The 21,200-nt window shown below is 46.4% G+C and carries 20 protein-coding genes; 12 read left to right on the top strand and 8 right to left on the bottom strand.

All coding sequences use genetic code 11. The features are described 5' to 3' along the window. Nucleotides 1-573 (top strand): transposase (locus AB4375_RS04080; RefSeq protein WP_372051061.1); only part of this gene is annotated, 573 nt, incomplete at its 5' end. 266 nt (nt 574-839) lie between these two features. On the opposite strand, the gene AB4375_RS04075 is transcribed toward AB4375_RS04080, so the two are convergent. Next, entirely contained in the window at nt 840-1,190 is a 351-nt protein-coding gene (locus AB4375_RS04075) for a RidA family protein (protein ID WP_017072148.1), read from the bottom strand. 339 nt (nt 1,191-1,529) lie between these two features. Here AB4375_RS04075 and AB4375_RS04070 point away from each other — a divergent pair, with 339 nt between their 5' ends. The 4 genes from AB4375_RS04070 (at nt 1,530) to AB4375_RS04055 (ending at nt 6,149) form a co-directional block, all read left to right on the top strand. Then, nucleotides 1,530-2,486, top strand: a complete 957-nt coding sequence (locus AB4375_RS04070; protein ID WP_372051060.1) for an integron integrase — start codon at nt 1,530-1,532, stop codon at nt 2,484-2,486. Between the two features lie 108 nt (nt 2,487-2,594). Further along, nucleotides 2,595-3,494 (top strand): homocysteine S-methyltransferase family protein, encoded by a 900-nt coding sequence (locus AB4375_RS04065; RefSeq protein ID WP_372051059.1) that lies wholly within the window; start codon nt 2,595-2,597, stop codon nt 3,492-3,494. Between the two features lie 113 nt (nt 3,495-3,607). Then, on the top strand, nt 3,608-4,618 hold the full coding sequence (locus AB4375_RS04060; RefSeq protein WP_372051058.1) for a Gfo/Idh/MocA family protein: 1,011 nt from the start codon (nt 3,608-3,610) through the stop codon (nt 4,616-4,618). 10 nt (nt 4,619-4,628) lie between these two features. Then, nucleotides 4,629-6,149: an SgrR family transcriptional regulator gene (locus AB4375_RS04055; protein ID WP_372051057.1), complete on the top strand. Its 1,521-nt coding sequence runs from the start codon at nt 4,629-4,631 to the stop codon at nt 6,147-6,149. A 96-nt stretch (nt 6,150-6,245) separates the two neighbouring features. On the opposite strand, the gene AB4375_RS04050 is transcribed toward AB4375_RS04055, so the two are convergent. The 4 genes from AB4375_RS04050 to AB4375_RS04035 form a co-directional block, all read right to left on the bottom strand. Beyond that, nucleotides 6,246-7,340, bottom strand: a complete 1,095-nt coding sequence (locus tag AB4375_RS04050) for an HDOD domain-containing protein (protein WP_372051056.1) — start codon at nt 7,338-7,340, stop codon at nt 6,246-6,248. Nucleotides 7,341-7,575: 235 nt separating this feature from the next. Beyond that, nucleotides 7,576-8,631, bottom strand: coding sequence for an alcohol dehydrogenase family protein (locus tag AB4375_RS04045; RefSeq protein ID WP_372051055.1), 1,056 nt, complete (start codon nt 8,629-8,631; stop codon nt 7,576-7,578). Beyond that, entirely contained in the window at nt 8,628-9,146 is a 519-nt protein-coding gene (locus AB4375_RS04040) for a TetR/AcrR family transcriptional regulator (RefSeq protein WP_017061096.1), read from the bottom strand. Before AB4375_RS04040 ends, AB4375_RS04045 begins: the two co-directional genes overlap by 4 nt. 155 nt (nt 9,147-9,301) lie before the next feature. Further along, a complete protein-coding gene (locus AB4375_RS04035; protein ID WP_372051054.1) occupies nt 9,302-10,435 on the bottom strand; it encodes a multidrug effflux MFS transporter in 1,134 nt (377 codons plus the stop codon). Between the two features lie 97 nt (nt 10,436-10,532). Here AB4375_RS04035 and AB4375_RS04030 point away from each other — a divergent pair, with 97 nt between their 5' ends. Beyond that, nucleotides 10,533-11,306: a helix-turn-helix domain-containing protein gene (locus AB4375_RS04030; protein WP_102394444.1), complete on the top strand. Its 774-nt coding sequence runs from the start codon at nt 10,533-10,535 to the stop codon at nt 11,304-11,306. A gap of 99 nt (nt 11,307-11,405) precedes the next feature. Here the strand turns inward: AB4375_RS04030 and uxuA are convergent, their stop codons facing one another. The 3 genes from uxuA to AB4375_RS04015 form a co-directional block, all read right to left on the bottom strand. Beyond that, nucleotides 11,406-12,593 carry a mannonate dehydratase gene (gene uxuA / locus AB4375_RS04025; RefSeq protein ID WP_017068145.1) on the bottom strand — a complete coding sequence of 396 codons (1,188 nt, stop codon included), beginning with the start codon at nt 12,591-12,593 and terminating at the stop codon, nt 11,406-11,408. Between the two features lie 207 nt (nt 12,594-12,800). Continuing rightward, the gene (locus AB4375_RS04020) at nt 12,801-13,583 is read right to left on the bottom strand and encodes an FCD domain-containing protein (protein WP_017068144.1); all 783 of its coding nucleotides are present in this window, start codon (nt 13,581-13,583) and stop codon (nt 12,801-12,803) included. Between the two features lie 107 nt (nt 13,584-13,690). Then, the gene (locus AB4375_RS04015; protein WP_029235323.1) at nt 13,691-14,674 is read right to left on the bottom strand and encodes a TRAP transporter substrate-binding protein; all 984 of its coding nucleotides are present in this window, start codon (nt 14,672-14,674) and stop codon (nt 13,691-13,693) included. Between the two features lie 299 nt (nt 14,675-14,973). Between AB4375_RS04015 and AB4375_RS04010 the strand changes: the two genes are divergently transcribed. From AB4375_RS04010 to eda, 6 genes are all read left to right on the top strand, one after another. Further along, nucleotides 14,974-15,486 carry a TRAP transporter small permease gene (locus AB4375_RS04010; RefSeq protein ID WP_017068142.1) on the top strand — a complete coding sequence of 171 codons (513 nt, stop codon included), beginning with the start codon at nt 14,974-14,976 and terminating at the stop codon, nt 15,484-15,486. Nucleotides 15,487-15,501: 15 nt separating this feature from the next. Next, nucleotides 15,502-16,809, top strand: coding sequence for a TRAP transporter large permease (locus AB4375_RS04005; protein ID WP_017068141.1), 1,308 nt, complete (start codon nt 15,502-15,504; stop codon nt 16,807-16,809). A 96-nt stretch (nt 16,810-16,905) separates the two neighbouring features. Beyond that, the gene (locus tag AB4375_RS04000) at nt 16,906-18,369 is read left to right on the top strand and encodes a fructuronate reductase (protein ID WP_017068140.1); all 1,464 of its coding nucleotides are present in this window, start codon (nt 16,906-16,908) and stop codon (nt 18,367-18,369) included. 12 nt (nt 18,370-18,381) lie between these two features. Beyond that, nucleotides 18,382-19,794, top strand: a complete 1,413-nt coding sequence (gene uxaC / locus AB4375_RS03995) for a glucuronate isomerase (RefSeq protein ID WP_102394443.1) — start codon at nt 18,382-18,384, stop codon at nt 19,792-19,794. Between the two features lie 3 nt (nt 19,795-19,797). Next, nucleotides 19,798-20,790, top strand: a complete 993-nt coding sequence (locus AB4375_RS03990) for a sugar kinase (RefSeq protein WP_372051053.1) — start codon at nt 19,798-19,800, stop codon at nt 20,788-20,790. A gap of 9 nt (nt 20,791-20,799) precedes the next feature. After that, nucleotides 20,800-21,200 (top strand): bifunctional 4-hydroxy-2-oxoglutarate aldolase/2-dehydro-3-deoxy-phosphogluconate aldolase (eda, locus tag AB4375_RS03985; protein ID WP_372051052.1); only part of this gene is annotated, 401 nt, incomplete at its 3' end.

The following is a 21,200-nucleotide window of genomic DNA, read 5'->3' as shown; positions in this document are numbered from 1 at the left end:
GCGGCAGGCCAATACGACGCATCGAGGCAAACGTGGCACAAAGGCAACAAGCATTACCTCTTCAACGCGTTTGCTTTGGCCAAAGTATGGCGAGCAAGAATGCTAGAGGCCATTAATCAACACCCAACGTTGTGGCTGCCGAGTGGCATACCCAAACAATGGGTGGTCGATTGCAGACAAGTAGGATACGGTCAGGCTGCACTCAACTATTTGGCGCGCTATCTCTATCGCGGTGTGCTGCCTGATGAAGACATCATCAGTATCACAGATGATACTGTCACCTTCCGCTATAAAGAGAGTCAGACCAATGCATGGCGAACGCGCACCTTGCCCACTCTGAAGTTCTTACTGCTCATTTTGCAGCACGCGCTGCCCAAAGGGTTGCAGCGAGTACGAGATTACGGATTTTTACGTGGTCAAGCTCACGCCTTAAGAGCCCGCATTCAACTGCTGTTATTGAACTTGGTCTATATGATGCCGCCGCTAACGGCACCGATAAGGAGCAAAGCGATAAGAATCTGCCCTTGCTGTGAGCATGAGATGGCGTGTGTTGGAGTGAGCCGACCCATGTAGCCGAAAGGCATTTGATAATAAGGAGAATGGCATTGACGAGAGCAGAGGAGATGTAACGACGAAAGAAACGAAAAATAGCTAACTGATTGATATGATTGCTATCGCAACCTTATCTTAGCTTCGCTCGCTTTGAGAAAAGCCTCAAAGCGATGTGCCCTTCAAGTTCAATCGTACAATTTACTTAATAAAGTGGCTTCGGGCTTGTTCAACACTCGGGATTTAGTGTTGGCTGCGCAACACCTTAATCCTTATTTGTTAGCAGTGTTCTAACGTCTTACCGCTGTTACTGTGACTTCAATAAGTACGTCACCTTCTAACGCAACACCTAGGCACGCTCGTTGAGGCCAGTGTTCTGGATTTTCACCCAACCACTCACACCAAACTTTATCCATTTCAGGTTTATCTGGCATATTGGCGATAAACACCTGCGCACTTACTATTTGAGTTTTATCAGAATCCAATTCTTCAAGATTTTGTTCTATCGTTTCTAACGTCAGTTTAGTTTGACCAACTATATCCAGAGAAGTGTCTGATGATGTTGCTACCGTCCATACCATGTCTTTATATGCTGAGGACTTATTTCGACCTTGATAGGCACCCCGCTTCCTTTCGATCATTTTGTTCTCCTTGAACTGCTAACATTTTAATATTGTGCAAGCACGAATCCATCCGCTTAACATATCAAAAAGGTCACTCATAACCAACTGAATGCTATGCATTTAATATAAAAGTGGGTCTAAACAATAAGTGTGAAAACGTGCAAGCACATATTGCCGACTATGTAACGCTCGGCCTCATTCTTAGCCACCCATAAATCTGTAGTTTAATCAATAATTTAAAATAATCCTCTCGTTAAATTCGTGCTCAATCAGAGTTAAAAACCACTCTTTTTTAAGTCATTAATTATTCAACAAGCAATAAACTGTCTGTATGTACAGATTTTGTGAGGGGAATATATGGCGAGTCAATTCATGCAGACAATTTGCGAACATATGACGATGCGAGGCTATAGTCGCAAGACAATCAAAGCCTACTGTTACTGGATAAAATACTTCATTCATTTTCATAAGCTTAAACACCCTGAACAGATGCATGCCGCTGAAGTTGTCTCCTTTCTTTCTCATTTAGCTAATCAACAAAAAGTAGCCATCAATACTCAAAAGGTAGCTCTCAATGCTCTAGCCTATTTATACAATCAATTTATTAAGCAACCTCTAGGAGACTTAGGGTTTAGCTATGCGACTCGGTCTCGAAAAATTCCTAGCGTACTCAATCATGCGGAAGCTATCTCGGTGATCAATGAAATAGATCCTAAATATCAACTGTTTTTTCGCTTGTTGTATGGTTCAGGTTTGAGAGTATCGGAATGCCTGAGGCTTCGAGTACAAGATATAGATCTAAAACAAGGGTCTCTCACTGTTCACAATGGGAAAGGAAATAAAGACCGAGTGACAATTTTAAGTTTTTCACTCACTGAAGCTATACAAGACAAAATTTCACAAGTTGCAGTTCTGCTCGCTAAAGATAACTTGAATGGGTTTGGGCCATCTTTGCCTCACCGATTAGGTAAAAAATACCCTAGTGCCTATCGACAACTTGCTTGGATGTACCTATTCCCATCAAAATCCGTCACTCAACACTCTGAGTCGGGGATCGTATGCCGACACCACCTACATGATTCGGTACTCCGAAAAACGCTGAAGAAGGCGACTAACTCTAATAAATTGCGCCACAAGCAAATTAGTTGTCATACTTTCAGGCACAGTTTTGCTACGCAACTTCTAAAGTCAGGCTCCGATATCAGAACGGTTCAAGAGCTACTGGGGCACAGTGATGTTAAGACAACTCAGATTTACACTCACGTTATTGGGCAACACTTTAGTGGCACGACTAGCCCGCTAGAGGGCTTATAACGAAACTCCCTCATCGATAGTTGAACCTTGGCTTGATGGCTTCTGTCTGACAAGGTTGTCTGATATGGTGGCGGCAGAACTTCAGCAATTGTTTAGATAGTATTGAATATGAAAACACTAACCATACTTGATGGCGGCATGGGCCGAGAACTCAAAGAAATTGGCGCGCCATTTTCTCAACCGCTTTGGAGTGCTCAAGCGCTGATTGAAGCACCCGAATTTGTCAGCCAAGCGCATCAAAACTTTGTCGATGCCGGTGCTGAAATCTTGATCACCAATAGCTACGCCTGTGTGCCTTTTCACTTGGGTGAAGAGCTGTTCGAGCAGCGAGGCTTTGAACTAGCCGCACTGTCTGGCGAACTGGCTAAAGCAGTGGCTGACAATGCACCCCACACAGTGAAAGTAGCAGGCGCGATTCCACCGCCATTTGGCAGCTACCGACCAGACTTATTTAAGGTAAAAGAGGCGGCGCCAATCATCCAAACGCTTTACGATGCCCAGGCTCCAAACATCGACCTTTGGATAGCGGAAACGATTTGTAGCCTGCAAGAATTCGAATCCATTCATGCGGTACTTAAGCAGTCAGATAAGCCGTGTTACTACGCATTCAGTTTAGAAGATACCAAGGGCGATTTTGCCAACATTCGTTCTGGCGAGAGCGTAACAGACGCCATCAAACTTGCCTGCCAATCAAACGCGACAGGCATTATGTTTAACTGTTCAGTGCCTGAAGTGATGGATCAAGCCATTATCGATGCCAAGAAAGTGATCGATGAGCTAGGCAGTGATTTAGAAGTTGGTGTCTATGCCAACAATTTTGCGCCTATCAGCAACGAACATGAAGCGAATGATATGTTTCAGGAGATGCGTGAGCTGGATGGCCAAGGTTACTTAACTTACGCTAAACGCTGGCATGCACTGGGCGCGAATATTATCGGTGGCTGTTGTGGCATCGGGCCAAAACACATTAAAGCCCTAGCCGATTGGAAACACTCAATACAGAGCTAATCCTGAGCTTCAACTAGAATAAAATAAATAGAGAACAGGTTGAGAAATCTGTTCTCTATTTGTATGTGAAGTCTCTGAGTACACTGATACAAAACAACGATTTGGAGCAACAGATGAGCGACAAGCAACGCAAAATAAAATGGGGCATCGCAGGGCTAGGCAATATCGCCAATCGATTCGCAACCGCAGTCACAGAGCACTCTCTGCATGGTGAGCTTGATGCGGTTGCCGCCAGAGATCACTCACGCGCAGCCACGTTCGCCAACAAGTTTGCTTGCGACAAGGCGTATGGTTCTTATGAAGAGATGGCGAATGACCCAAGTGTTGAAGCGGTTTACATCGCTACGGTTCACCCATACCACCAGCCACTCGCCGAACTGTTTCTAAAGAACAATAAGCACGTATTGGTCGAGAAGCCGGCTTTTACCAACCTTGCTGACTGGCTTGAGATGAAAGCTCTCGCGAAGCAAAATGGCGTGATGCTGTTAGAAGCAATGAAAACCGTGGTGTTTCCCGCATATCGTGAGCTCCAATCATTCTTGGTCGATAACAACATTCAGATAGATTCAATCGAAGCCAGCTTTGGTAACCATCATGACTATGAGCCCGATTTGTTTATCTTCAATCCGGATTTGTCAGGCGGAGCAACACTCGATGTTGGGGTCTATGGGCTTTGGTTCTTTTACGATCTGTGCCGAACGCTGGGTGTAAACCCTTCAAAACCTCAGGTAGAGATGTCGTGTCTTTATGAGGGGGCAAATGTTGATACCGATGCGTGCTTTACATTCTCTGGTGATATAAGCGGTAAGATATCGGCATCAACAGTGCAAAACCTTCCCCGAACAGCACACTTGAGTGGACCTGAAACCAAAATCACCATTCACGAAAAATGGTGGAATCCGGCCTTTATTGAGATTGAACATCAAGGCAAAAAGTCGACCATTAACTACCGAGTGACAGGGAATGGATTCGAGTTTGAAATCGACCATTTTTCAGATTTGGTGCTTCAAGGCAAAACTGAATCGAATATCCTGAGCTCAGAGATAACCTCTCGAGTTCTCGATACGATGGAAAACGCACTGATTGATTCTGGCTATTCACATTTAACTCAACCTCGTCGTTAGGAAAAGCAAATTGGGCAACCTTAAGCGTAAGCTTGAACTGTATGAAAAGATATTTCAGGCTTTTGGGCCTGGAGTATCACATTGTCAGGTCAACCAACTGGCCACACTGCTGCACGTGAGTGAACGTCACGTTCAGACCTTACTCAAAGCGATGACAGCACAAGGTTGGATTGAGTGGCAAGCTAGCTCAGGCCGCAGCAAGAAGGCACAACTCACGTGTCTGGTTGAACCCATTGAGGCGTGTTACCAATACGCACAAACCCAAGCTGACGCAGGCAACATAGAACAGGTGTTTAGCACCTTGAGCTTCAACGGCCGCAATGCTGGCACTGAGTTGCAAGCCTTTCTAAGCAATACCAATCCGTCGACGCAGAATATCGCGTACATCCCGTTTCACCGAGAACTCGAAGCGCTTCACCCTCAACGCGTGCTTAGACGCACCGAACGTTTCTTAGTTATGCAAGTTTGCCAACGCCTAACCTCCGTTAAGCACGGCAAACTCAGCGGCGATCTGGCTTATCATTGGCAGCCTAATCAAGATGCGACACAGTGGCACTTTCAGATTCGCAATGGTGTTCACTTTCATAACGGAAGAACACTCGAACCTCAAGACATAGCACGCAACCTTAACTCTCTCTGCCAAAGCAAAATATGGCATCGCTGTTATCAGCATATTGATGAGGTCTCTGTCTCGGCAGGCAATGTGGTTGTCGTAAAGTTGAATCAACCTGATTGGCATTTACCGCGCCTACTTGCTAGGGCTGAAGCCTCCGTATTCGATCACTCATTACCGACTGATAGGCTGATTGGATCTGGCGCGTTCTCATTAGACATCTTCTCAAGCAAGATGTTGAGATTGAGCCGCAATAGCGCCTATTCACACAGCTCGCCGATTCTGAATCGAGTCGAGTTGTGGGTCTATCCTGAATGGGCACAGAGCAAAGCCTGCGCTCAAAATCAGGTGTGCGTGAAACTGCCCGAGAAAACGACCAGCGTGCGTGGCGATGACCATTCTTCCCAACCGGATTTCGGCTCAACCTTCTTTAAGATTCAAAGCCCGATGTTGTCTTCAACCGTTCGTGAGTTCACCGTTGAAGACACCTCTGAATGCCAAGCCCTTTTCGATCAGTTGTCAGTGTCTGGCGACCACAAAACCAGCGTGGAATATGGGCACTACCTAACTCACTACCTAACGACCAAAGACGTCGCGCTGTGCAGTATTATTGATGAGAACAACACCTTCACTTCGTGGTTAAGCTTTTTCACTCGCTTCCCGTTTGAGGAATTAACTTTACCTTCTGAGATGCTAGAGAAAATCGAACAAGGCTTAGCCTCAATAAGAAACCAGCCCAACGTTAAGTTAGCGATGAATACACTGTTGGAACTCAAGCATTGGTTGAATGACTCTGGGGTCGTGGTTGAGCTCAAGCAAGAGGCGTTCAACTTAGAGGTTTCTGAAAAGATACACGGCGCGCAAGTGAATGGTTTCGGTTGGTGCGAGCTCGACAAGCTGTGGATTAGCCATTTGTAAGCGTATTTCGTAGCTGAATGTATTTCACAACCTAGCCCAACCAAGCTGCAACCAATCATTATGTTCAGTCACAGCGTAGGTCGAATAGGCTAAGGGTTAGCTCACTAGCGCCAATTCAGACTCTTTATAGATACGGTTAGCCACGTTGTATGCCGCAGGCAAAGTTAGGGTCTCTTTGCATCTGCGCTTAAACTGCTCGACTTCAATCGTTTGTTCTTCTAGTAAATAAAACAACTCACTCAAGTAGTTAGCTTCAAACACAGCTTGACCAAGTGGTGTGCATTCGTATCGGCTCGACTCTTGGTAGCCAATTGCGGTCAACACAGACTCTGGCAGTTCCCAGAACTTAGCAATGGTGTAAGTCAGGCGAATAGAGTAGCTGTTCATCAGGCGCTTCAATGCCAACGAGTTAGGTGGAACAGAAGGATCAACATGCTTGAAGGCTTCTACCATCATCTGGAAAATGATCATCTTGCCTAAGTTGCGAATTAACCCAACAAAGTATGCCGCTGCTTGATCTTCTTGAGGTGAAGAGTCTTTCATCAACTCCTTAGAAAACGACGCGGTTTGAACACTGTGATTCCAAATTTTCTCACCGAAGTGACGCCAGTAAATATTGTTCCCCGGCGTGAAGTTCTTCATGTAAGAATTAACCACGCCTTCAATTAGCCCTTGTGAACCCATATTGAGGAAAGCAGTTTTTAAGTCAGTAACTTGTTTTTCACTGCGTTTGTAGAAGGCGCTGTTAGCCAGTTTAATCACATCGGCAGCCATACTCGGCTCGCGCTCAATCACTCTTAACAATGCATCGACATCAAAGTCGTCGCTCTGTAATTCTGCCATTAACGTGGTTACAGAGGCTGGCATCACTGGCAGTTCATTAAGCAGGGCTTTTGGAGAGCGAATCAAACGTTCGATCTGACAAGCGACAAAATCACTAAATGGGTCTGACTCCGTTCGAAGACGAGACTCTCCAAACAAATAATCAAGGAACTCACCATCGTGAAGGCTAAGCGTATTATCGACGATTAATGATGATGGCTGAGTGGACGACGGCGGAACAAAGATTGAAGACTGAACAGAATCAGTAGCAACGGTTTGTTGTTGCTCTTGTTGGGCAGGCTCTGCAGAGGGTTTGTTTTTTGAATCAACAAAAGGTGAGAATAGTGCCTGCAATACCCTTTTAAACATCAATACGGCTCCTAGATGATTATCAAACAGTTCGGGATATATAATGGCGGTAATTATCGCACAGTTAATTCATAAACCACACAATGATAAATGAATCATTAACTTTTCAGCTGTATAGGATCTGTTACTCAACGGGTTGCAAGACTGAGCCCGCCAGCATTCGCCAGAAACAAAAAAGCGAGCACATGATACTGGCTCGCTCTTACATAGATTAGATGCGTGACACCGTCTAAAGTTAACTCTGAGCGACTTTCAACACGATCTTACCAACGTGTTTTTTCTTTAAGAACTCATCTTGCGCTTTATGGATATCGGCTAGCGGATAAGAATCTGCAACGATGGCGCCAATCTGCTGTTTCTCAATACGGTTGACTAGGTTCTGGAATACTTGTGGTTCTAAAACTGTGCAACCAAAAAAGCTGAGATCTTTAAGATATAAAGTGCGAACATCAAGCTCAACCATAGCGCCACCAATCGCGCCTGATACGGCATAACGGCCATGTGGTTTCAGCACTTCAAGGAATTCCGGCCACTTATCACCGGCGACTAAATCGATAACCACATTCACGCTGCTTTCGCCTAGCGCTTTAACCAAATCCGCATCACGGGCAATCACTTCATCAGCGCCAAGTTCAAGTAACTGTTGGTTCTTGCTTGGGCTAGTGATGGCAATAACATACGCGCCGCGAGCTTTTGCTAGCTGAATAGCCGCAGAGCCCACACCGCCCGATGCACCTGAGATAAGCACGCGATCACCTTCAGCCACATTGGCACGAGTTAGCATGTTCTCTGCTGTTGAGTAAGAACATGGGAAAGACGCTAGCTCAACATCCGACATAGAACTGTTCACCGCGTAAGCATGCTTAGCTGCTACTTTGGTGTATTCAGCGAAACCACCATCGCACTCAGAACCGAAATACCATGGTTGTGGTAGATCTTGTCCATAAACCTCGGTCAAACAAGGCTCAATCAGAACACGCTCACCAATACGGTCAGCCGAAACTTCGTTACCAACAGCTACAATAAAACCGCACACATCGGCACCTTGGATGCGAGGGAATTTCAACGCTTCACCCGACCAACTGGCATCGTCTGAATCATCACTTTTTGCATACCAACCGATTCGCGTGTTGATGTCAGTATTATTAACGCCTGCTGCCATGACTTTGATCAGCACTTCATTAGGCTCAATTTTTGGAACAGCAATGTCTTCACGGTAGCCAAGCATTTCTGCCCCGCCGTGCCCTAGCATCTCTGCGCCTTTCATTGTTTTTGGTATCTCGAAATTCATACTGTTTCCTTGAGTAATTTTGTCACCATATTCTGTGCCGATGCCACTGCTTCTTCGCCTAAGACTGGCCACGCGCTTGATACGCCTTCATGAAGTAAAAACAGCGGTGTCGCGAGATCCTCTCGCAGGCTCTGCTTGCCTATCAGCAAACGAACTTGTTCTTTATGCTGTGTAACCGCTTGGCTGATAAGCTCATTATCGGGAAACGCGGCCATCGCATTCATCGACATGCACCCATGTGGCGCATACTCTTCTAACCATTGTTGGAGCTTGTTGAAGATATGAGTAACCGATGCGAGCCCCTTTTCAGGCGACGTTTCCAACAAGAAATCTAAGTAGCGTTGGTGTCGATATTCCAAGGCACCAACGATCATCGCTTCTTTTGAAGGGAAATGTTTATACAAGGTTCTTAGGCTTACATCGCACGCCGTTTTCAGCTGTGCAACGCTCGGCTCAGCAAAACCTTGCTGGCTAAATGCCACCTCTAAGCTTGCTGCAATCTGTTCTCTCAACATAGTGCTCTCTCAATACCCGACAAAGGGTAGAATGATTGTTCTACCTACAGAGTAGAACGATCACTCTACCCCTGTCAATATCCAAATTTACAAACCAAGAAATGATAAATTCCGCGCCAAACAGGACACGGAATTTATCAATACAGATGAGAGACTTAGCGTTTAAGCTGGAGTCGACTGCGTATCGTCACCAGAACAGATAACGCGCCACAAAGTACCAACACTACACCTAGATCTTGGAGCATTCCCGCTAAAGCGAGCCCTGAGCCGATCAAGGTGTAATACATCAAACCAAACAGTGCGCCTGCACTTCCTGCTTGAGATTGGTAACGTACCAACGCTCGGCTCAATACATTGGGAATCGCAATGCCAAACGCCATAACCACCAACATCATTGGAAGCAAGAACCAGATCGTGTGTTGTGAAAAATACACACCCACCGCACCTAATGTTTGAAGCCCTGCTGCGATACCAATCAGAGACATTGAAGACACTTGTCTCTTCAACAATGTCTTGTTCACCAAGCTTCCCAACAGAGTCCCGAACCCAAGCACAATGCCGCTGTAGCCAAACTGCTCAACGCTAAATCCAAGTTGAATGAAGGCAAATGAACCCAATTGATAATAGGAAAATAGCGCAATATTGAACGACGCAACCAGCAACGCAGACATCCATATATCGCTATCTTTGATCATGTGAATACTGAGTGACTTTAACTGCAATGGCTGCTTAGATTGTTGCGTTTCAGGCAATGACCATAGGCTATGTGCCAACAACGCTAACACCATAATAAACAAGGCAATAAACACATATTGATGCCCGCCCGCTTGGCTTAGTTGACCGCCAAGAAGCAGCCCGATGATTGGACTAATCGACAGACCCATCCCCATGTAACCAAACACCTTGGCCAGTTCCGCGCCGCTAAAGGCATCGCGCAACATGGTTTGTGTCACCACCGAGCCCACCGCAAGCCCGAAAGCACCCATGGCTCTGGCTATCATCAACCACGTAAAGCTGTCGGTTTGCATAGCAATAAGTGCTGAACAGGCGAATAACCCCATGCCCAGTAACATGGTTGGTCGGCGCCCCCATTTGTCTGCCAATATGCCCCATACCACAACACCGAGCGCAAACGCTGAGAAGTAGATCGAGAGGGTTTGCGCCGCTTGTGCGTAACTGACATCAAAGGATTTCGATATTGAATCCAGAGTCGGGCTATAGATGGTTTCTGCGATTTGAGGGAACATCAGCAATAGCACCATTTGCCATAAAGAAGGTTTTGTTTTCATCATTTTTCCAAGACCAGTGAACTTGACGAGGAGTCTAGGGGAAACTAACCTTGGCTCGTTAACAACATTAAAACCAAAAACAACAAGATTGGGACAAATGGCATTAATCAGCGAAACCATTGAGTTTGATGCAGACAGCTTACCTGCGCCCGTAATAGGGATTGCGGCAGAGCTAGGTCAGCATGACTCAGGAATACATCACCACGTAAAAGGACAGCTGCTGTATGCTCCGCAGGGTTGCATCACCTTGACCTTAAAAAACGCCATTTGCATTTTGCCGCCGACTAAAGCCGTGTGGATCCCGCCTTATACCAAACATCGCGCGCAGATGACCAATGTGGTTGCTTATCGGTCGCTCTATTTTGATAGCAGTATTTACACCTGCCCAGAAGCGATTGAAATTGTGGAAGTGAATGAGCTTTTAAAAGCCCTGATCAATAAGATGGCTTTCTGGGATTGGGATGTTGCCCGCGAGCAAACCACCAATACCGCCAACCTATTCTGGGAAGAGTTTTACAGTGCTAACCAACACTCGTTTATCTTGCCACTACCGACAGATCGCCGCTTTAAAAGCTTTTGCAAACAAGTCCGAACCGCTTCCTTTCTTGCCCCAGCCCTCTCGACATTAGCGAACTCGGTTGGCGCAAGCACCAAAACGATTACTCGATTATTCAAAGCCGAAACAGGCATGACTTACCAAGAGTGGCGACAGCAATGGCGCTTGTTTAAAGCGATTGAACTGCTCTCAGAAAACCGACAAGTCGTTGATGTGGCTCATCTGCTAGAGTTCTCATCCAACAGTGCGTTTATCGCCTTTTTCAAACAGCAAACCGGACAAACCCCGTTGGCCTTTACCAAGTTAGGGGCGTGATTGTTGTTATCCAAACTCTGAAGTTTTACTTAGCTCAGATACAAAAAACCAGAACATGAGTTCTGGTTTTTAAAAGTACTTTAAAGCTAGATGCCGTCGTTACTTGGTATAGAAAGCGCGTTTCAATGCCATCTCTAAACCACGAACTTCAGCTAAGCCTTTCAATCGACCAATCGCCGAATAACCTGGGTTAGTGGTTTTCTTAAGGTCATCCAGCATTTGATGACCGTGATCCGGACGCATTGGAATTAAGCGGTGATCGCCCACTTCTGCACGACGATTTTCTTCATCCAAAATAGCCATCACAACGTTGTACATGTCCACATCACCATCGAGGTGCGCTGCTTCGTGGAATGTCATTGGGTTGCTCTCTTCACGCTTAGTTGAACGCAGGTGCGTAAAGTAAATTCGGTCACCGTGCTTTTTGATCATATTAACCAGATCATTGTCGCCACGAACACCGTATGAACCCGTACACATCGTCAAGCCATTCATTTTGCTCGGTACATGCTCGGTCAACCAATCAATGTCTTCGATCGTTGAAACGATGCGAGGCAAGCCTAGAATCGGACGCGGTGGATCGTCTGGGTGAACCGCCATCTTCAAGCCATTCGCATCACAGATAGGCATCAGCTCAGCGAGGAAGTAAGACATGTGCTCACGTAGCTTGTCTTTGTCGATTCCCGCATAGCGATCTAGCTGTGCTTGAAACGCTTCTAGTGTGTAACCTTCTTCAGCGCCTGGCAGGCCAGCGATGATGTTATTAGTCAGTTGCTGAATTTGCTCTGGCGTCATGTTGTTGAAGTAATCCAACGCTTGAGCTTGCTCTGATTCTGAATAGTCCGATTCTGCACCTGGGCGCTTCAAGATATGCAGCTCAAATGCCGCAAACGCGATTTGGTCAAAACGCAGTGCGCGAGAGCCATCAGGCATTTCAAATTCTAAATCGGTACGCGTCCAGTCCAACACGGGCATGAAGTTATAACAAACCGTATCGATGCCACACTCAGCAAGGTTAGACAGAGTTTGCTTATAGTTATCAATCCACTGCTGGTAGTTGCCAGTTTGAGTTTTGATCTCTTCGTGCACAGGCACGCTTTCTACAACCGACCACGTTAAACCTTTCTCTTCGATAATGGCTTTACGCTTAAGGATTTCTTCTTTTGTCCAAACTTCACCATTTGGAATATGGTGCAGTGCATTCACAATACCAGTTGCGCCCGCTTGACGAATATCGTCTAGCGAAACTTGATCATTAGGGCCGTACCAACGCCACGTTTGTTCCATGAGACTTACCTTTCTTTAAGACGCACTTAGCCGGCTCGAATTAATCAAGCTAAATGCAATAACGACTTCTTAATGGCAGCAATGACAATTACTGCCCGAGATAGCACCGGTCTACGCCGGTCTAAAGACGATTACCTATCTACAACCTAGTGAATGAATCAGCTTTCAAGAGGAGCCTTGTCGCTGAATTCAACATTAGCTTCAGAACTAGCTTTCTGAGCTAAGCAGCACCACTGGGTTGGAGCTAAATAAGTAACCATCAAAGTTTGGGTCATCAATGTCTGACAGCGCTAACAAACGCTGTTTAACATTCTCAAGGTGTTGCCACATTGCGTTCTTAGCAGCGACAGGGTCTTTGCGCTGTAAGGCGGCGAGGATACGAGCGTGATCATCTAACCATTCTTCACGGTAATCTTGACCACTGATGTGAGAGTGGAGTTTATTCCACATTGGACTCTTTTCGCGTCGATCCCAGGATTGTTTCAACATATCTACCAGCACAGAGTTTTGAGTTGCCTCTGCAATACACATGTGAAATCTTTCATCTCCGCTGCAATCGGTAGTGCCGCTTGCAAGCTCTTCGCGCTCGAGTTCGAGTGCAGAGCGCATCTTAATGATGTCGCCCGGAGTGACCTGAGTTGCCGCAAACTCCGCGATATTACTTTCCAGTAATTGGCGGGCCTGCAGCATCTCGAATGGACCAGCGTCATCACTGACCACATTCTCGCGAGAATGAGTTGGAATGTTCAGGACATAAACACCCGACCCTTTTTTCACCTCAACTAAGTTTTCAAGCTCCAGCATGATGATCGCTTCACGCACCACAGTGCGGCTTACATCTAGACGATCAGCAATATCGCGTTCTGGAGGTAACCTATCTCCGACCTTATACAGGCCTTCAATCAGTTCTTTTCTTAGTACTAACCCTATCTCCTGATAAGGTCTTTTCGGCTCGAAAGGCATCATGATGATATTGTCACTTCTTTCCATTGTATTTCTCTCGCCATCATAATGACCAAATATAATTGGTCAACCTCTATATCTTAAAATGCAGTAACACCTTGTTTTTGTATTACTCTTTTTTCTATATTTGCTCGTTATTCAACAGCCTGAATACGGTCAATCAATGCGCTCAATTCTGGGTCCGCTTTATCTAGCGCGTCGTACATAGGTTGAACCGCTAGTGCGAACGCAGCCTTGTCTGGTTCCACAAAAGTAACGCCCATTTTCTCGGCTTTAGCACGCTCTTTTGCTTCCGATTCAGCCCACAATTTTTTCATCAATTCAGATGAATCACTTGCCGCCTTCATTAGCGCATCTTGTTGTTCTGCAGTCAGTTTATCGTATGCTTTGGTTGAGATAACCAACACATCCGGAACCATCGTGTGCTCATCTAAGCTGAAGTATTTAGACACTTCACTGTGACGGCTCAAGCTGAAAGAAGGAATGTTATTTTCAGCCGCATCTACGACACCTTGCTGCAGTGCTGTGTACAACTCACCGTAAGCTAGTGGCGTTGGGTTACCGCCTAACGCTTTCACCATCGCAATTGCTGATGGGCTTGGTTGAACACGAACTTTCAAACCTTTCAGATCTTCTGGTGTGTTAATTGGCTTATTGGTATAGAAGCTACGCGCACCAGCGTCGTAGTAAGTCACACCAATAAAGCCGCTATCACGAGAAGAGTTAAGAATGTCACGGCCTACTTCACCATCAGTCACACTGTAGTAGTGCGCTTGATCGCGGAATAAGTAAGGCATGTTGAATGATGAATAAGCAGGAGAAAAAGCTTCTAGCTCAGCAGCATTACTTTTCACCATATCTAAAGCGCCGTTCTGCATCAGCTCCATAGATTCACGCTGTGTACCCAATTGAGCATCAGGGTAAATACGAATACGCACCTCACCATCAGTCAATTCACGTACTTCTTTCGCCATAAACGTCATCGCTTCATGTACTGCATGGTCACGAGGGTGGTTATGGCTCAGTTTCAATGTTGTCGCTGCATAAGCAGAAGCTGTTGCTCCAAAAGTCAAAGCAGCACCGACAACCGCACTAATCAAAGTTTTACGCGTCATCATCATTCTTATTCTCCGTGGATTGGTTATCCAAAATGTAGGGTGTTTTTTGTTATGGGCTCATATTGGGGCTCAAAAAAGGAACCGTCAAAGCTGAAATTAAAATTGATTGACCAAAGTCACAATAAAAACCCATAAATTGGTCAACCAAAATCATTTGTGAAGTTGCTCACGCCAACCAAAAAATGAATAGCTTATGATTCAGCCAGATTTTTGAACATCCCATCCCTACATAGAAACAATTTCTTACATTGGTAAACCAATTGTTATGAGATACGCAATTTTGTTGAAAGGAAATAAACATGAATAAATTGGTCAGTTACATAAATAGAGGGTTGGCCGCCTTTACAGTGTCTCTATCGTCTTTCTTGGTGCTATGCGTGATATGGCAGGTTCTATCCCGCTATGTTATTGGCAAACCAAGTACTGTTACCGACGAGCTCGCTCGTTACCTCTTTATGTGGGTAGCCCTGATTGGTGCTGCTTACACAACAGGTCTGAAACGCCACCTTGCCATCGACCTACTTACGATGAAGCTGACTGGCAAACGTAAATTAATCAACGAAATCATTATCCAAATAGCCATCGCTTCTTTCTCTTATATCGTTCTGGTACACGGTGGCAGCCAACTTGCAGCTAAAACACTTGCGATGGGACAACTGACTCCCGCTCTAGGTTTAGAAATGGGCTACATCTACTTCTGCTTACCGGTTAGTGGCGCTTTGATGATTTTTTACTCAGTCGTATTTACCTACGAACGCGTTAAACAATTAATGTCAGGTGACGATTTGATCACCGACTCACAACTTGATTGATAGAAGGATTTCACAATGGAATGGCAAGTAATACTGACATTATTCGGTAGTTTCGCTGTACTGCTTACAATCGGTGTACCGGTCTCTTTTGCGATTGGTTTATCGTCACTAGCAACCATCTTAATGAGCTTACCGCTTGAGCCTGCAATTGCTGTAGTTGCTCAACGTATGGCGGCAGGCCTTGATAACTTTGCACTATTAGCAATTCCGTTCTTCATTTTGGCGGGCAACATCATGAACCAAGGCGGCATCGCGCTGCGTTTGATCAACTTCGCGAAAGTGTTGGGTGGTCGTCTACCAGGTTCACTCGCCCACGTAAACGTGATGGCAAACATGATGTTTGGGTCTATCTCAGGCTCAGCGGTTGCATCGGCTGCTGCAGTTGGTGGCACTATGTCTCCTCTGCAAAAGAAAGATGGATATGACGAAAACTACTCGGCTGCGGTAAATATTACGTCATGTCCTGCGGGCTTGCTTATCCCACCCAGCAACACGCTGATCGTGTTCTCATTAGTTTCTGGTGGTACCTCTATTGCAGCATTGTTCTTAGCAGGCTACATCCCAGGCCTATTGATGGGGCTGAGCATCATGATGGTGGCAGGTATTATCGCGAAACGTCGTGGCTACCCAGTCGCAGCTCGTCCTTCCACATCAATGGTATGGAATACCTTCCTAAAAGCAGCACCTTCTTTAGCACTGATCGGCATCATCATGGGCGGCATCATTGGCGGTATCTTTACTGCGACTGAGGCTTCCGCAATTGCTGTGGTATACACGTTTGTTTTAGCTGTGCTTGTCTACCGCGAAGTGAAATGGGGTGATATTCCAAAGATCATCCTTGAGTCTGCAGTAACAACATCTATCGTTCTATTACTGGTTGGCGCATCAATGGGCATGTCTTGGGCAATGGCGAACGCCGATGTACCTTACATGATTGCCGATGCTCTACTCGCGGTTTCCGAAGACCCACTAATGATCCTACTGATTATCAACGTGATTCTGTTGATTGTTGGCATCTTTATGGATATGACCCCTGCGGTTCTTATCTTCACACCAATCTTCTTACCAATCGCGCTAGACCTAGGCATCGACCCTGTGCACTTCGGCATCATGATGACCTTCAACCTTGCTATCGGTATCTGTACACCGCCAGTAGGTAGTGCTCTGTTCATCGGTTGTTCGGTTGCCAACATTGCCATCGACAAAGTCATCAAGCCTTTATTGCCATTCTATGCCGCACTTATTGCAGCCCTAATGGCCGTTACTTTTATCCCTGAGCTGAGCTTGTTCCTACCTGAATTGGTACTGGGCTACGGTTCGTAATTTGGTCACAGATAGATTCTAAGACTGCTAAACACTCAAACGCTTTATCAAATAATAAAATCCCGCTGGTTCGCTGGCGGGAAAAGGAACTGAATAATGAAGACTGTTGCTAACTCTACGCTGCCAAACACTGTACTACGACCTGACTACGACCGTTCAGCACTCCAAAGCCGTATCGTGCACCTTGGCTTCGGTGCATTTCACCGAGCGCATCAAGCGTTGTTCACCAATGAAATGCTCAGCAAGACCAGCACTGATTGGGGTATTTGCGAAATTAACCTATTCGGAGGCGAAGACTTAATTGAATCACTTCGCACGCAAGATCACCTTTACACGGTTGCTGAAAAAGGCGCTGAATCCACAGACGTTAAAGTGATCGGCTCAGTGGCCGAATCTCTTCACCCAAGCCTAGACGGCATCGAAACCGTATTAGAAAAAATGGCCGAACCTCAAGTGGCTATCGTTTCTATGACCATCACAGAGAAAGGCTACTGCGCAGACCCAGCGACAGGAAAACTCGACAAAAATAACCCATTAGTCATCGCTGACCTAGCTAACCCAAGCGAACCTAAATCAGCATTAGGTTACATTGTGCAAGCGCTCAAAATTCGACGTGAACGTGGCTTAACACCATTCACGGTCATGTCTTGCGATAACGTGCAAGAGAACGGTCATGTAGCAAAAGCAGCGATCATTGAGTTTGCTCAACTGCTTGACCCAGAATTACGTGATTGGATTGAAACCAATGTCACCTTCCCATGCACCATGGTTGACCGTATCGTACCCGCAGCAACAGAAGAAACACTGACAGAAATTGCAGAACTGCTTGGTTGTGAAGACCCATGTGGCATCGCCTGTGAACCCTTTCGCCAATGGGTGATTGAAGATAACTTTGTGGCAGGTCGTCCAGATTGGAATGTCGCTGGCGCAGAGTTCGTAGAAGATGTGGTGCCTTACGAAGAGATGAAACTGCGTATGCTCAATGGCAGTCACTCTTTCCTTGCTTACCTTGGATACCTTGGTGGCTACGACCATATTTCCGACACTATGACGGATGCTGGCTACCGAAAAGCCGCTTTTGACATGATGATGAAATCACAGGCACCTTCGTTAACGATGCCTGAAGGGACTGATTTAGAAGGTTACGCAACCTTGCTGATCAACCGCTTCACTAACCCAAGCTTGAAGCACAAGACGTGGCAGATTGCGATGGATGGCAGCCAGAAGATCCCTCAACGTATGGGTGGCAGCTTACGATTCCATTTAGATCAAGGCTCAGATTTCTCGTGGCTTGCAACCGCCATCGCTGGCTGGATGCGCTATGTATCTGGCGTTGATGAGCAAGGCAATGAGATTGATGTCCGCGATCCAATGGCAGACACACTTCGCCAGATCTGCGACCAGCATGGACTCAATGTTTCTGTGGTTCCAGCATTACTTGCGGTTGAAGCGATTTTCCCTGCCGAGCTAGGCCAAGACCCGCAGGTCATTGATGCGGTAAGTTCAGCGTACCAATCATTAATTGAACACGGTGCCGTTGCGACCGTGGCTGCGTTATAAGGAGTACAAACAATGAAGAATTTCTTATGTGAAGACTTTTTACTGTCGAATGAGACTGCACGTCGTTTGTACCATGAACACGCAAGCCACCAGCCGATTTATGACTATCACTGCCATCTAAACCCGGCAGAAGTGGCTCAAGATCGTCAGTTCGAAAACATGTCTAAGATTTGGCTTGAAGGTGACCACTACAAATGGCGTGGTATGCGTTCAGCAGGGATTGATGAGCGTCTGATTACTGGAGGCGCAAGCGATTATGATAAGTTCATGGCCTGGGCTAGAACCGTCCCTCAAACCTTGGGCAACCCACTTTACCATTGGACTCATTTAGAACTACGCCGCCCATTTGGTATTACTGGCACTCTCTTTGGTCCAGAAACCGCAGACCAAATTTGGCACGAAGGCAACGAGCTATTAGCGACACCAGAATTTAGTGCTCGCGGCATCATGAAGCAGATGAATGTGGTGATGGCTGGTACGACAGACGATCCAATTGATTCTCTTGAACACCATAAGGCGATCGCTCAAGACAATTCATTTGATGTACAAGTGTTACCAAGCTGGCGCCCAGATAAAGCCTTCAAAATCGAACTCGACACCTTTGTCGATTACCTGCGCCAACTTGGTCAAGTAGCCGATATCGAGATCCGTCGATTTGATGATCTGTTGAGTGCGCTAGACAAGCGTTTAGTCCACTTTAATGCCCATGGCTGTCGTGCGGCTGACCACGGTATTGAAGTGGTTCGCTACGCACCTATTCCATCAGAATCGGATTTGGATGCCCTGTTAACTCGACGCCTCAATGGCGAAACGCTCACCGATCTAGAATGTGCGCAGTTTTCAACAGCGGTTCAGGTGTGGTTAGGCAAGCGCTACGCCGCAATGGGTTGGGTAATGCAGCTTCACATTGGTGCTCAGCGCAATAACAACACGCGCATGTTCCAACTGTTAGGCGCAGATGCAGGGTTTGATTCGATCAGCGATAAGACGTTTGCCTTCGAATTGGCTCACCTGTTAGACGAAATGGATCAAAGCAACGAGTTACCTCGCACCATTCTTTACTGCTTAAACCCTCGCGATAACGAGATGATGGCAACCATGATTGGTAACTTCCAAGGTGGCGGCATCGCGGGCAAAGTTCAGTTTGGTTCTGGTTGGTGGTTCAACGATCAGAAAGACGGCATGCAACGCCAAATGGAACAGTTATCTCAACTTGGTCTGCTTAGCCAGTTTGTCGGCATGCTGACTGACTCTCGCAGCTTCTTGTCGTACACACGCCACGAATACTTCCGCCGAATTCTGTGTGACATGCTTGGTCGTTGGGCTGAAAACGGCGAGGTACCAAACGACATGTCACTGCTTGGCCCTATGGTCGAAGACATCTGCTTTGGTAACGCAAAACGCTACTTCGAAGAGAGGGCGTAACCGATGAAACATATCGCTATTATTGGTGAGTGCATGATCGAGCTGAACGGCAAACCGTTCGGCTCAATGCATCAAACGTTTGGCGGGGACACACTCAATGCTGCGGTCTATCTAGTCCGCGGCTGCGAGGCGAACCTCCATCAAGATGAAATAAAAGTGTCCTACGTCACGGCTTTGGGCGCAGACCCGATTAGCAAGGGAATGTTAGAACGCTGGCAACAAGAGGGTGTGTCGACGGACCTTGTTCTACAAGACAGCCAACGTACTCCGGGTCTATACCTAATTCAGCTTGATGACGCAGGTGAACGTACCTTTCTGTACTGGAGAAACCAGTCGGCTGCACGCTACCTGCTACAGCACCCAGATTTCAATCAGATAAAGCAGGCACTGCGCAATGTCGATATGGTCTTTCTCAGCGGCATCACATTAGCGATTCTGCCTGAACAAGATCGTATCGAGCTATTGAACATCTTGGTTGAGTTGAAGGCACAAGGTGTTGAGATTGCCTTCGACAGTAACTTCCGCCCTGCACTTTGGCCACAAGACGAAAACCAAACCGTCAAAAACAGCTACCAGGCCATGTATACATTGACGGATTTAGCGTTGGTCACATTCGATGATGAACAATTAATTTGGGGCGATAGCTCTCCAGAACAAACTATCGAACGTCTAACGACGCTGGGTGTTAAGCGATGCATCGTCAAACTGGGTGCAGATGGCTGTCTCATTCAAGATGCCACAATTCAGGGTGACATAAATCCAGATTCTGGTACCGCTTCGGCTCCACGGGCGGTGCCGACCCTGCCTGTTGAACATGTCGTTGATACGACCTCGGCAGGAGACTCATTCAATGGCGGATTTTTATCGGCTTACCTTGCGGGCGAAGACTTAATAACGTCGTGCCAGCGCGGCAATACTATGGCAGGCATCGTTATCCAACATCGTGGTGCCATTATTGCAAAAGAACTCACTCAAGCGGCCATCACAGCCATTTAAGGAATACCAATGTCTAACATCAAACAACAACTGAAAACACTGAAAGTTATCCCTGTGATCGCTATCGACAACGCTGAAGACATCATCCCTCTGGGTAAAGTGTTAGCTGAAAATGGTTTACCTGCAGCAGAAATTACATTCCGTTCGGAAGCTGCAGTTGAAGCTATTCGTCTACTTCGTGAATCACAACCAGATATGTTGATCGGCGCAGGCACTGTGCTCAATCGTGAGCAAGCTATTGCGGCTAAAGAAGCAGGCGCAACGTTCGTCGTCTCTCCTGGATTTAATCCAAACACGGTAAGAGCCTGCCAAGAGATTGGTATTGATATCATTCCTGGGGTCAACAACCCGAGCACAGTAGAAGCCGCTCTAGAAATGGGCTTAACCACATTGAAGTTCTTCCCTGCTGA

This window comes from Vibrio sp. 10N.261.51.C6, assembly GCF_041471785.1.
Classification (GTDB): Bacteria; Pseudomonadota; Gammaproteobacteria; order Enterobacterales; family Vibrionaceae; genus Vibrio; species Vibrio crassostreae_C.
Note: the sequence above shows the minus strand (reverse complement) of the source record. Positions and strands in the feature narration are given on the sequence as shown.